Source organism: Belliella kenyensis (assembly GCF_022549675.1).
GTDB lineage: Bacteria > Bacteroidota > Bacteroidia > Cytophagales > Cyclobacteriaceae > Belliella > Belliella kenyensis.
In genome coordinates, this window is record NZ_JAKZGR010000002.1 from 134750 (window position 1) to 149069 (window position 14320).

7 protein-coding genes are annotated in these 14320 nt (G+C 39.6%); all 7 read right to left on the minus strand.

Going from position 1 to position 14320, the window contains the following annotated elements:
* Positions 1 to 15: 15 nt before the first annotated feature.
* On the minus strand, positions 16 to 7086 hold the full coding sequence (gene sov, locus MM214_RS02225) for a T9SS outer membrane translocon Sov/SprA (RefSeq protein ID WP_449237041.1): 7071 nt from the start codon (positions 7084 to 7086) through the stop codon (positions 16 to 18).
* A 79-nt stretch (positions 7087 to 7165) separates the two neighbouring features.
* Positions 7166 to 7765: a Holliday junction branch migration protein RuvA gene (ruvA, locus tag MM214_RS02230; RefSeq protein ID WP_241291508.1), complete on the minus strand. Its 600-nt coding sequence runs from the start codon at positions 7763 to 7765 to the stop codon at positions 7166 to 7168.
* A complete protein-coding gene (locus MM214_RS02235) occupies positions 7762 to 10035 on the minus strand; it encodes an NADP-dependent malic enzyme (protein WP_241291511.1) in 2274 nt (757 codons plus the stop codon). Before MM214_RS02235 ends, ruvA begins: the two co-directional genes overlap by 4 nt.
* A 21-nt stretch (positions 10036 to 10056) precedes the next feature.
* Positions 10057 to 11166, minus strand: a complete 1110-nt coding sequence (locus tag MM214_RS02240; RefSeq protein WP_241291514.1) for a DUF4837 family protein — start codon at positions 11164 to 11166, stop codon at positions 10057 to 10059.
* Between the two features lie 69 nt (positions 11167 to 11235).
* On the minus strand, positions 11236 to 12645 hold the full coding sequence (locus MM214_RS02245; RefSeq protein ID WP_241291517.1) for a lytic transglycosylase domain-containing protein: 1410 nt from the start codon (positions 12643 to 12645) through the stop codon (positions 11236 to 11238).
* Positions 12646 to 12659: 14 nt separating this feature from the next.
* Positions 12660 to 14087, minus strand: a complete 1428-nt coding sequence (gatA, locus tag MM214_RS02250; protein WP_241291520.1) for an Asp-tRNA(Asn)/Glu-tRNA(Gln) amidotransferase subunit GatA — start codon at positions 14085 to 14087, stop codon at positions 12660 to 12662.
* Positions 14088 to 14099: 12 nt separating this feature from the next.
* Positions 14100 to 14306, minus strand: a complete 207-nt coding sequence (tatA, locus tag MM214_RS02255; protein ID WP_241291522.1) for a twin-arginine translocase TatA/TatE family subunit — start codon at positions 14304 to 14306, stop codon at positions 14100 to 14102.
* Positions 14307 to 14320: the final 14 nt, after the last annotated feature.

The window sequence follows — 14320 nt, forward strand, 5'->3', positions numbered from 1 at the left end:
AGCGTATGATAAAACCTATTGTGCTAAATTAAATCGTAATTGGCCACCAAATGCAGTAGAACTTCTTCTGAAAGCAGTGGTTACCCGTGGGTCATTTATATTTCTATCAAAATACAAGGTAATATTTAAGTTTTGGTTGATTACGTAGCCGACGGTAGGTCTTATGGTAATATTTAAATTCCCGTTAGTTACCGTGCTGTTTTCATCAATCTTCCGCTGTATTTGTCTTGTATCTACTACTCTTGTATTGATTCTGAATTGCAGATCATTCTCAAGCACTTCTTGTCTGCCTTGGATTTTGAATGGGATTTTAACACCTGATTTGGTGTAGCCTAAATCAAACCCAAAGTCTCGGCTTCTTTGTTCTGTGACTTGGGCATTGGAAAAGTTCAATCCCAAATTTCTTTCTGAATTATACTCTACAGCAATGTTCAAGCGGTCTTTTGTCAAGAAATCTATACCAATCAATGGTGCGAATCGCTCTGTCAAAATCACTTGATTCAATATGAAAATTGGGATATACATACCAAATTCATCAGTAAGTGAAGCACCTGGGAAATTTTGTAAAGAATTGAAAAGTTCAAGACCACTTTGATATAATAGCGAGTTTGAGAAGTTACTCACTTCATAAGTAGACGAATATCCATGGGTAATGTTGATACTGGAGAAATATTCTCTTACAGCAGGGATTTGAGACAAACCTTTATAATCAAGCCTCCAGTTTGGTATTGGGAAGGTCGGGAATGGGTTTAGGTTCATTGTGTTTGGATCTGATCCTCCATAAGCTGCCAAGAATGCAAGTCCAAGCACATCTTGACCATTGATAGCATATTCTCCTCCACTTGGATTGCTAGCATTTAGTCTTCCTTGAATGATACTTCTGTAACTCGCAAAATCGTTGAAAAGTCTGGAGTTATTGTTTCGATCATCTCGTGCGAAGGTGGTTCTTATCATGGAGTAAGTTATGCTATATCCGCCTAACCTGTTTGGACTCAAGGATCCGAATTGTCCTGGGATATCTTGTGAACTTCTGAATATCTCGCTATATTCTCCAGACTCTCGTTTTCTGGCCTCAAATGCTATTCTGAAGTCTTTGAATGGTTCAGCGATACCATTTATTTGAAGATTTTTAGCTTGATTTTGTCTGAATTGTTGTGTGAGTTCGGCACTTGGTGCGATCAGTCCATTCTCAGCTATTCCAAATCTCATATTTGGATTTTGATTTCCTAATATAAAGCCTAGTCCAGGATTTAGGAAGCTTCTATCCATTCCAAGAAGGCCTGTATTGGCCATATATCCTGGCAAGAATGTTCCTTCTATGATAGAATATCTAAAATTGACATCCTTGACCATTGTCAAGAACTTGATGAGCTTATTGGTAAATGGCGTACCTATGGTATCCTCCGCATTCAAAGAGGGTCTACCGGGTATAGATGGCCTTTTTGGAGCTGTCAAGGCTCTGTATTTTGCACTTTTGTTATAGAGCTTGGTGAAATCTAATTTTCCTTGATACACTTGTTCCCTAGTGTTTTGGATCATATTACCAAGGGTATCTCTTTGACCTATAGCTCCTGTCATCCAAGTGTAATCAGCTGAATACCTCACATCTGCATTGATCCAGTCTATAACCGGGATTTTGTTCAGAGGGAGCTTGTAGTTTGCATCTATTCTATGGTTATAATTCGTCGTCCTGCCAAGTCTTCTGATATTATTTCGAATAGAGTCGATTTTTGCTTGCGAATCAATGTCTCCCTCCGGTTCATCAACTACAGCCATGACCCTGCTCATAAAGTCCACTCTAAGATTTTTGGTCAAGTCCCAATTTAGATTGTAAAACCTATTGATAAAAAAGCTTTTTTGAAAAAATGGATCCACACCATCAATGCTCAGATCATCATTTCTATATTGAGTCCTCATAAATCTCCTGTCTACATCTATTCGTGCACCGACTTGAGAAGGGGAGAAGTTAAAATTAATGTCTTTGATCAATTTCAGGTACTTTCCACTTAAGAAAGAGGCATTCTTGAAAGGTTCAAAATTTAAGGGCTTGGGTTGATAATTGTAAGCAATATTTCCTACGTAGGTTTCGAAAATGTAGGATTCCGTATTGATATTACTTTGCCTGACAGATCCATAAGCATAGGAAAATGAAAAGTTGCTCAGGTCATATATTCTAGCATTGACTTTTTCTGGGTTCCTGTTTTTTCTGACATTGGTAAAACCGATATTTCTTCTCTTTACCTGATCTAGTACTTGGGATCTATAGGCTGCTCGTTCGGCATCATTACTGAATTTGCTCAATGCGAGTTCAAAAGGTACATCTTGGTTCAGAGGATCAAACTCTGGTCTAGTGCTCGAATTTTCTAAGCTGACGTACATGGGTATGCTTACATTTAGAGCCTCAGGAAGAAGCTTCTCTACACTCACATTGGCTGAAATGTCGTATTGTGTCGTTGACTCTCTAGCTCTTTGAGTTAGTCTAGTCTCCAAGCCTCCAAATCCGAAGGTATTATGTCTTATAGAAGTGGAGATAGTCGCTATATCTGCAATTTTAGCATTCAAAATGGCGTTTGCTGCCCATCCTGCGGACTCGTTGAACCCAGTCGTTCGCAGTTCGTTTGCCCATACGCATACAGATCTTGAAGCAGTACCAGATTCTCCAGGGTTTCTGATCCCAATCATCATCCCTTGTATGAGGCTGAGTTCTGGTCTACCTATTACCGTTACTTTGTATTGGTTGACTTCTTGTGTAAAAGGCAAATTAAGAGGGACTCTTTGGTTGTCACGTGCGACTTTTACGCCTACGATCTCAGAAATTGCGATATCAATTTCGTTTTCCAGTGGCCAAATTTGCCTTGGATCTCTTGTGCCTTTTGGCGTGATTTTTAATGGGACCTCAATTTCATAGTAGTTATCTGTATAATCTGTTCCCAGTCTCAGGAATGCAGTCAGTTCTCCATCTTCTGCATCATCACTATCGGCGTGAAAGAACATCTTCAACCTCTCGAATTGTACTAAATCTTGTCTGGTATTCTTGAATACTGCACGGGCATCTCTTGCCTGAAGTTCCTCTACACACAGCCTAAGAGACTGTTCATTAAGTTGCCTTTCCACAGTAGATAAATTGTCGCGATCTCTGGTAATACCAGGTGGCAATACGTATGGGCTTTGCGTAGCACTTCCTTGACTATTTTCTTCGATATTTACAACTCCTACGGTCAAATTAGAGTTGTCAGGTTCTGGAATTTCAAAAAATCCTCTCTCAAAAAGGGATTCTTGAAAAACCCTCCATTGAGATCCTACGAGGCGGAAATTAGCCATTCTCATTACTACAGGTTGCTCAAAATCTGTGAGATATGTTCTCATAAATCTAATAGACTTGAAACCAGAAATATCTCCTTCAACCCTGTCAGGGTTTCTTACAGGGATCCTGAAAAGGTACCAGCTTACCTCATCACCACTTTGTGTCGCTGTCACCCTATCCACTATGTAATTAGAGCCTACTTCGAGTTGACCAGGTCTTAAGTCTATTTCATATTCATAGTAGCTTTCGAGTTCGTTGATCGTGTTGTCATTATTAAGGTCTTCATTGTTGGGCAAATTCGAACCTGACGGCGTGAAGGCTAGATTTTGGTTGGCAGTGATTGGGGTATTACCTTCCATGCCATTAAAGTTTTTATATCTTTCAAGGATCTTAATATTGTTTTGGTCCAAAGTTTCATCGAGGTAGTACTGGAAATTGTCAGCAGATGGGTCGCTCATAATTTCATTCATGGCTTGCTGTGATACACTCAACCTGTTGATAAATCGATTTCTGAAAAATTCCACTTCATCTTCGTCACGCAATCCATCTAAACCAATATCTTGATTCTGCCTTGCCTCAGGAGAGTTGTCAAAAGCCGGTATTAAAAACTGCTCTCTTGTAATTCTACCCCATTCGGTAGTAGGGGTGTTTGACACATCGCCATCGGCTGGAAGACCATTTTCAAATCCATGTCTTCCATCTTTGATCAAATCTTCAGATACGTCTCCTAGATTGAATCGTAACTTTCCACCGGTGGTATTATTGGCATTTAACCTTCCATCTAGAACGCGTCCATTTTCTCCTTGGATAAATGGGTCTAGTAGCCAGAATTCAATATATTCTATGTTGGTGCGGTCAAAGTCCACCTCTGTAGTAATAGCTCTGGTAACACCACCGTAATTATTTCGTGGATTGGGTAATAGTCCTTCAGAAGTTAAGCTTGTATTATAGTTATACATCCCTCTTTCTTCTGGAAAATATGCCATTTCAAATAGTGGTTCAGGTACTATAATGACATCTCTGTCTCTTCTTGGGAAGATCTCTTGTGGAATTACTCTTCTTACGTAGTGATTTTGTCTATCTTCTCTTGTGATATTGGTAGGTACTCCTGGTCCTGATTCTCTATAGAATACATTGTCAATATTGTACCAAGAAATTTTCGCTCTTCTGTAGGCATTACCGAGTCTATCCTCGGTTAGGTCACTGAGATCAAACTGATTATCTTCGGTTTTGGGGGTGGCGGCTAGGTGCCAGTTCTGAGCAGCAGCACCTCCTAAGTTGAAAGGTGTAATGGCGGTTTCGAAATCATCAATATATGCAGCCTGCTCCCCGTTGACTCTATTAGACGTGCCTGGGAGAAGTTGGGCAAATTCCCCGCTGAATTGTACCAGTGAGTTTTCTTTTGTATTTGTAAATGGTAGTGCGTCAGCTAGTTTTGTCAAAAACCTAGATTCGTCACTATAGTTCGCATCCAGACCCCACATGCTGTTTCTTAATGTTTCACTACCAGCAGCAATCCTCGTGATATTTGGCCTCTCATTGAGGTATAAAAATGTACCACCAAGGTTGAATTTATCACTGAACATGTAGTCTAGTCTAGTTCCTAGTAAGCTTCTGGTTTGAAAAGAGACCAAATCAGCTTTTTCGAAAGATACATTTATTCTTTTACCAGATTGGAGTATGCCTTCGTTGAGAATCGTAAGTCTACCGATATTATAATCTATGGTGTAATCTACCCCTTCGGTCAGAGGGATATTTCCTGCGGTGACTATCACAGATCCTGGCGAGATATTCAATCCCGGAAGCATGATATCCGATGCTGAACCCGCTGTAAGTCTTCCTCGGAGAAAGTATTTATTGAGTCTGGTGACAAGTTCAGCGTCTGCTTGGGTAGTTCGGTATAATGTGTCAAAGACAAACTTGTCAATGAGTGCAGCTTCATTTGGTAAGAACCTGTTCCTCAAAGTAGCTCCAAAAGGCTCCAAAACTGGAAATACGATCATCCCTCTATCAGGGAAAATAGTGATACCCGGGATAAAGTCAAAGTTTCCATCTGGAGAAGGGTCATTTTGTGGGTTGAGATTATCTAGTCCTGTGACCCGAATCAAAGGTACATTTCTAAGATTTTGTCCTTCTAGTAAGCTTGGATTATCAAGGCCCGTCCTGTCATCTCTATATATCACTTGAAGTTGAAAACCATCTCTTTGAATTTGGCTCGCATTCAGGTTGTAGACGTTTTTCATCATAAGATCCCATGTAGGAAGCCTTGTGTTAATCCTAGCAGGTCTCAACATTTTCATGAAGATGATTTGATCTTCGGGTCTATTTTGGTAATCCTCCGAAAGTTCTCCCACTTTGTATACGGTACCATTGTGGGTATACTCATAGGACACAGCCAAAACTTCATCATTCTGTAATTTCCTGATCAAAGAGATATAGCCGAGCTCTCTATTGAAGACAAACTCATTAGGGGCAAGCTTTCTAGCTCCATTTACTTGCTCAAAATCAGACCCTCTTACCAGGTTGAGTGTAGATTCGATGGCTGATGACCCTGTATCAAAAGGTCTGAATGCAGGGTTACCATTTAAGTTGCTATAAAGAAGGTTAGCGTTATTTGCTGCTGGAGAACCTGGTGTACCTGATCCAATATTTGGATTGTCAGGCCTAAAAACTCTCTGTCCTTCTCCCAGATCTATAAATGCCGCAAAATTTCTGAGCGTTTGCGTATTATTTGCTCTATTCATAATGTAGACTTCCACTCTGGTGATATTTACACCAGATAGGATTTGAGGAAGACCACGAAGCCATCTTTCGTAATTGTCTCTGAAAAAATGACCTAAGAAAAAGTGTCTGTTTTCATCATATTCTGAACCTTGAACCTCAAAAGATCTTCCTTGTCCGCCACCTTCTATGATTAGCTCATCCCTTCTTCCACGCTGTGTAGATGCCACACCAGTAACAAATAATTTCCCAAATTGTAGCTGTGTTTTGACACCGAAAAGGTTTTGCGCCCCTTGGATCAAGCTGTTTTGGACTGGCATGCTGACATTTCCTATTTCTATTGACTTGATGATGTCTTCTTCATACCCAGTGTATTCTACTTTTAGTTGATTCTGAAAATCAAAGGTATTATTAGAATCGAAATTGGCACCAAGCTTCATCTTTTCGCCAAGAGATCCGTTTACTGACATTTGAATCTGCTGATTGAAGTTGAATCCTCCATTTTGCTGTTGTCTGATAGGTATAGCTGGATTATCTACTCTTCTGAAAATAGCACCCAAATCTAGGTTAACATACCCAGTCGGAGTTATATTAATTTGATTACCCCCAAAAATCCTATCGAGACTAGGACTGGTGGTCACAGGAGGGATGAGCCCTCTGCCACTCACAGCACTTATTCCATCAACTTCTCTAGACCTATTTCTCCAATATTCTTGTCTCAACCTATATTCTTGAAGTTTGGAATATTCTTCAAAGTCATATTGATAGCCAGGGCTTATCATAGTCGAATCTAACTCTTCCTGTACCCTATATCTCAAAGTTGAGTCCATTTCCACCTGAACCATTTCTTGATTCGGTGAGATGGGGTAGAAGGGAGACCTGTATGAATAAGGACTCTGACTTTGATACAATGGCCTAGTGTATAGATTTGGCCAAAGCAAAAATGACGGAAGTTTCCTTCTAGTGTTTAGGGAGTCTATCTTTGAAGATGTGCTATCTGTTTGGATTTGCTGACCCTTTGCGGTAGACAATAGTCCACACATCAACAGTAATAAAGGCACTGTTGTTACAAAAAGGCGTATTCGAACTAGCGGCAAAAAATTACTAAAACAAAATCTCAATTGTTTATCAATTAAAGGACTAAGTAGACTTTAAAGATGCTTTAATTAAATCTTCTAAGGAAATTTCCGAACCATTTTTTTTCAAAATCGTTGCAATATTTTTCTCTGCAATTGCTTTTGAAAATCCCAAAGTGATTAGTGCCTGTAACGCCTCTTCTTTAATTTTATTGTTATTGGAAATGAAACCAGCTGTAGACGTTCCGCCATCTGCTATGGAATCTTTTTTTACTTTATCTTTTAATTCTAAAACTATTCGCTGTGCTGTTTTTGTCCCTACACCTTTTACATTTTGTATTGTCTTGAAATCTTCCTGAACAATTGCAGTTTCAAGCTCTTCACTACTCAATGAAGACAAAATCATCAAACCTGTATTTGGTCCTACACCGCTTATAGATATCAGATTGAGGAAAAGTCTTTTTTCTTTTTCTTCTTTGAAGCCGTAGAGAGTATGTGCATCTTCCTTGATATGCAAAAAAGTGAGGAGCATGACTTGCTCCTCATCTTTTATTTTGGAATAGGTTTGCAGTGAGATTTTCACTTGGTAACCGATTCCATTGATATCAATGATTACATAAGTTGGGTCTTTGAAGACCAATTTACCTTTTAGATATGCTATCATAATTGATTTGTGGATTGAGCATCTACTACTGCGATAGCGACCATATTGACGATTTCTCGTATGGAGCTGCCTAGCTGGAGGATATGTACGGGCTTGTTCATACCTAATAGAACTGGTCCGATAGCTTCTGCATTTCCGATTTCTGAGAGTAATTTGTATGCTATATTTCCAGAGCTGAGATCAGGAAAAATTAAAGTATTAGCTTTTTTACCGATCAAAGCACTGAATGGATAATTTTCTCTTTGAATTTCTTCATTGAGTGCTACATTAGCTTGCATTTCTCCTTCTATGACCAAATCAGGATATTTTTGCTTTGCCATAGCTGTAGCTTTAGCTGTTTTTGAAGCTACATCCCCTTTTGCTGATCCAAAATTAGAATAAGACAAGACGGCAACTCTAGGATCTATGTCAAAGAATTTCACACCATTGGCGGTAAGTCCTATGATTTCAACTAGCTCCTCTGCTGAAGGGTTGAGGTTGACAGTGGTGTCAGCAAAGAAGTAAGGGCCTTTATCTGTATTCATAATGTACATACCCGCTACTCTTTCTGTACCTGGCTTTACGCCTATGACGTGAAGAGATGGCAAGATTGTTTTAGGGTAATCTTTGGTCAAGCCAGAAATTAAGGCATCTGCTTCACCTAGTTCCACCATCATGGCTCCATAGTAGTTTCTATCTCTCATTTGCCTCATGGCTTCTTTGAGAGTCAATCCTTTTCTTTGACGCTTTTTGAATAGAATTTCACCATACATCTGGAGCTTATCTGGCTGGCTATATGGATCGATGATCGTTACATCATTCAAGTCTAGCTTATTCTCTAAGATTAGCTGATTGATTTTTTCTTGATTTCCTAGCAAGATTGGTATAGCGATTTTCTCATCACGTATTGTCTGAGCTGCTTTGAGTATCTTAACATTATCTGCTTCAGCAAATACAATTCGTTTTGGATTTTTCTTAGCTCTTGCAATGACTCTTGACATGAGTCTTTGATCGATACCTATTCTCTCCTGTAACTCTAGTTCATAAGCTTCCCAGTCTAAGATTGCAGACTTTGCCACTCCAGAGTCCATAGCAGCTTTGGCAACGGCAGGAGATATGGTAGTGATTAGTCGAGGGTCAAATGGTTTTGGTATCAAGTAAGTTGGACCAAAGGCTAATTTATTGTCACCATAGGCTTTATTCACGATTTCAGGCACTGGCTCTTTGGCTAGCTTGGCTATAGCTTTGGCTGCGGCAAGTTTCATCTCTTCGTTGATAGCCGTAGCTCTTACATCTAATGCACCTCTGAAGATGTAGGGGAACCCAAGGACATTGTTCACCTGATTAGGATAATCAGACCTTCCAGTGGCCATGATTAAATCTTCCCTTGCTGCCATAGCAATTTCATAAGGTATCTCCGGATCTGGATTAGCTAGCGCAAAAACTATTGGGTTTGGTGCCATCACTTTGATTTGTTCTCCTGACACAATGTTGCCAGCTGACAAACCTAAGAAAACATCGGCATTGAACAGGGCTTCTGTCAATGTAGTGATATCTCTTCGGGTAGTTGCAAATTCACTTTTGATTTCATCCAAATTGACACGATCGGTGCGAATTGCTCCTTCTTTGTCGCACATGACAATGTTTTCCCGCCTTACACCAAGGCTCATGTAGAATCGTGTACAAGATACTGCTGATGCACCTGCACCATTTACTACAAGCCTAATATCTTCTATGTTTTTGCCTACGATTTCTAGTGCGTTCAACAAAGCTGCTCCTGAAATGATCGCTGTACCATGTTGGTCATCATGCATCACAGGAATTTTCATTTGCTGCTTAAGGGTAGTCTCAATTTCGAAACACTCAGGAGCTTTGATGTCTTCCAAGTTTACACCTCCAAAAGTCGGCTCTAATGATTTGATGATATCAATTAATTTTTTTGGGTCTTTTTCATCGATTTCGATATCAAAAACGTCAATTCCCGCAAATTTTTTGAAAAGAACACCTTTTCCCTCCATAACTGGTTTGGAAGCCTCTGGTCCTATGTCTCCTAGACCAAGCACTGCTGTACCATTAGAAATAACGGCTACAAGGTTTCCTTTAGAGGTGTATTTGTATACATTTTCTTTATTAGCTTCTATTTCCTTGCATGGCTCTGCTACTCCAGGTGAGTAGGCTAGAGCCAAGTCAAGTTGACTAGATAATGGTTTTGTTGGGATTACTTCTATTTTTCCTGGACTGCCCAGGGTGTGATAATTTAAAGCGTCTTCTTTTCTAATTTTAATCGCCATAAAGGTATGTAGTTTAGTCTCTTAGCTGGATTTTTCTTCCTTGGGGATTATATCCGTTGCCAAAAGTAGTGTTTCAATTTCTCGAATCGCTTCTCTGTGATTTTGACTTGGGAAGTATACGAAGCCTTCCATGTAATATAGCTTCCCTTTTTCTGTGTCTACAATGGTATATGACATAAATGAACCTCCCATTGATAAATTAGCTGTTTTCCATCCACCTCTCAATTCTACAGCATAATTTCCCTTGATGTTGAAATTGGTAAAAGTAGGTGTTGGATCAACTTTTTCAATGGTTAAGTAAGAGTTTCTATTGTCAGGATCACTGTATAGATGTGCTTTGGCTATTTTTTCTCTTAGTTTGATGATTTCTTCTGGAAATACTTGCTCTTCGCTAGTATAGTCCATCTCATAGAAAAATAGGCTAATGTCTGCTCTATCAGATCGAGGCGTAGGCTGTCTTAACCAGAGAAAGTCATCTTCTGATTTAGCAACTTGATAGGAAGTAGGTACTTGGATGTTCAAGCCTAGTTTTTCACCAGCTACTCTTGCAGCGCCACTTTTTCTTCCTAAAATTAGTTTTTCAAGTCTCTCTCGTTCACGTACATGGAAGAGATTTTGTATTTTGTTCTTGTTGGCTTGAAGGTTTTGGATCAAGGTCTCATCATTTTTACCAAATAAGTATATGAGCTCTTGACCTATCGCATGCTCATCAGCACTCCTAAGCATATAAAGTGAGGGATCTGAAGCTGCTTTTTCTTTAGATTCTTTGCTAAAAAGTGCATTTATTCTTTGACTTGCTGAAGACCTATCATCAAATGTAGTTACGTATACTACATTGGTTGCCTGCTTGAGAATTCCTGTGACGGCTCTTGGATCTACTCTTCTTACCGTAAACATGCTTTCCTCTCTGATCAAGCCTTTGACGTCTGCTTGAAATATCTCTTTCAAAGCATCTCCTACAGGGCCCTGCCACTTGGTAGAGTCTATGGCAAGGATGATCTCACCGATTGCGCCCCGAGCCTTTGGTTTATTTGCATTTTTGCTCTCTTCTGAATTATCGCAGGAGGATATCGATATCGAAATTGTGATAAGGACAAGAAGTGCTGGAAGTATTTGTTTGAATGTTTTCATAACGATTTTGTCTGTGTTAGCTACTAATATAACTAAATAAACAGTAAACAAAAATAATTAATTAGTTGATTAACCAATTATAAGCTTTTGTCCTGGTTTGATCTGATTAGAGTTGAGGTTGTTCAACTTTTTAATCTGATCAATTGTAACTCCATCTAGCTTTTTAGAAATCAGCCACAAAGAATCTCCCGGCTGTACAGTATAAGTTTTGGTGCCACTGGTGTTTTCGGCTAAAGTTTGTTGAGATGATGATGCAGGAGCGTTTTTGGTGTATATTTTAAGGTTTTGCCCAACCTTAATTGTGTTTGAATTCAGATTATTCCAAGTTTTGATGTTGGTGACGGAGGTACCATGACGCTTTGCTATGCTTCCCAATACATCTCCATTTTTGACCCTGTATGTAATCAAATCATTACCTGGGATTGTTGAAGTTGTTGTTTTGGGAGTTTCTATGTTAAAGTTATTAGTTGCTCTTAGGGCTAATTTTCTCTCATCGGTAAGTGCAACTGCATGTTTAAAATGGTCTTTATTTTGTGCTATAAAATCTGCTTTTGAAGCAGGTACTTTTAGAGCGATGTGCTTGTGTGATGAAGGGATCATTCTATTCTGAATAGAGGGATTCAACCTTTCAAGATCTTCTACACAGATATTGGTCAATGCAGCAAGTTCTTCTAAATCCAACTCTTGATTGAATTGGATTTTTCTATGAGCGATAGGATAGGTAGGCTCTTCAAGGTGTAGGTTATGATCTGCCGCATGCCTCATGATATACATCATGGCCTGAAATTGCGGTACATAACTGCGAGTCTCCTTAGGAAGATGATCATATACTCCCCAGAATGTTTGCTTACCGCCAGATTTTCTAATTGCCTTTCTGACGTTTCCAGGTCCACAGTTGTAGGCTGCTAGTGCCAATTCCCAATTGCCAAACATTTTGTACAATGACTTGAGATATTTAGCAGCGGCATCAGTAGAGAGCTCAGGATCCATTCTATCGTCTACGTCATTGTTGGCATGAAGACTATACATCTTTCCTGTTGCAGGCATAAATTGCCATAATCCCATCGCACCTACTCTAGATTTTGCTCGAGGATTGAGACCTGATTCTATGATGGAGAGATACTTGATATCTGAAGGCATGTCATGTCTATCTAAGACATCATCAAACATTGGGAAGTAAACTGCTTCTCTCTGTAGCACCATTCTAGTATATTCTCTATTCCTTACAGCAAAGTAATTAATGAATGAGAATATTCTATCGTTGAGTTCAAAAGGCATGTCAGTCTTCATTGCCTTTATTTTTTTTGCAACTTCATCAAAAGTAAAGTCAGGGATATAGTCGTACTGATAGTTTGGAGCTATCAATTCATCTTGGATTCCTTGGGAGTTGAAGTTGTAAAGTTCCTGACCATAAACTGACAAGCTGCAAAGCATGAAAGTTGGTAGAACCATAGAAAGAGATTTGAAGATGTTTTTCATGGTCAGGTTGGTTATTAATTTTCTGATTTGGTCAAATAATTGGCAAATGCATATAGCTCGGCTTCTTTGAAACTGTTTGCAATGATTTGGAGACCAATAGGTAGACCATTAGCATCTGTCCCATTAGGAATAGATATCGCTGGTACACCCGATACTGAGGCTTGCACAGTAAAGAGATCTTCAAGGTACATGGCTACAGGGTCATTGCTGTGCTCTCCAAACTTGAACGCTGTAGATGGCGTAGTTGGCATAACAATATAGTCATATTTATTCAATAAGTCTTCTGTAAACTCTTTGATTAATCTCCGAACTTTTTGAGCCTTAGTGAAATAGGCATCATAGTAGCTTGCGCTCAATACAAAAGTGCCTAGCATAATTCTCCTTTTGACCTCTTCCCCAAATCCTTCAGAACGTGTAAGCTTGTACATGCTTTCCAAATTATGAGCATTGGGTGTTCTATAGCCATACTTAACGCCATCAAATCTTGAAAGATTTGAGCTAGCTTCGGCAGTAGTTAAGATATAGTAAGTAGGGAGGGTATATTTTAATAGAGGGAATTTCACTTCTTCCACCTGATGGCCTTCCTGCTTTAGTCTTTCCAAAGCTTTGAGCGTATTGGCTTTTATTTCTGGCTGAAGAGCCTCTGACTCTATGGTCTCTTTGAGATAAGCAACTTTTGCTCTCTTTTCAAAATGGAGCAACTCACTATAGGCGGGAACGGGCTTGCGTGAAGCAGTGCTGTCAAACTCGTCGGTGCCAGCCATGATCTCCATCACAAGTGCATTGTCTGGGACATTTCTAGAAAACACTCCAATTGTATCAAATGAGGAAGCATAGGCAATGAGACCCCATCTCGAGACTCTTGAGTAGGTTGGTTTGATACCGACCAATCCAGTAAATGCAGCTGGCTGTCTTACCGATCCCCCAGTGTCTGTACCTAGAGATACTGTACAAAGGTTGGCTTGTACGGCTACTGCAGAACCACCAGAAGAACCACCTGGGACTCTATCTTCATCTATAGCATTGAGCACTTTGCCATGAGCCGAGTTTTCATTGGAGCTACCCATACCAAACTCATCGCAATTCAATCTTCCGATGATGATAGCATCTTCATTGATCAATCTTTGGACAGCAGTGGCAGTAAACTGCGATTCGAACCCTTGTAAAATCTTACTTGAAGCATTGATCTCATGGCCTTGAAGGCATAGTACATCCTTGATACCTATGACCATTCCTGCAAGTTTTCCAGCTTTGCCAATAGCCAATTTTTCATTTACCTTTTCTGCTTGTGACAAAGCATAATCTGTATAAACTTCAACGAAGGCGTTGAGATGCGCCTTCGTTTCAATGTTTTTGAGGTAATAATTTACGATCGCTTTACAATCTACTTCTTTTGTTTCTAGCGCTCGTTTTATTTCGTCAAATGAAAGGAATTTTTCCAATGTTTGAGTCTTTTAGTCCTTTTTCTTATTGTCATCCTTCAAACCTTCTTCTAGGTCATTTTGGATTTCCTTAGTAGCATCTTTGAATTCTCTGATACCTCTACCCAGCCCTCTTGCTAACTCAGGGATTCTTTTGGCACCGAAGAATAGCACAATCACCAATATGATAAGAATCATGGATCCTGGACTCATTCCTCCGATAAAACCTAATGTAGTCATGATCTTGTTATTTA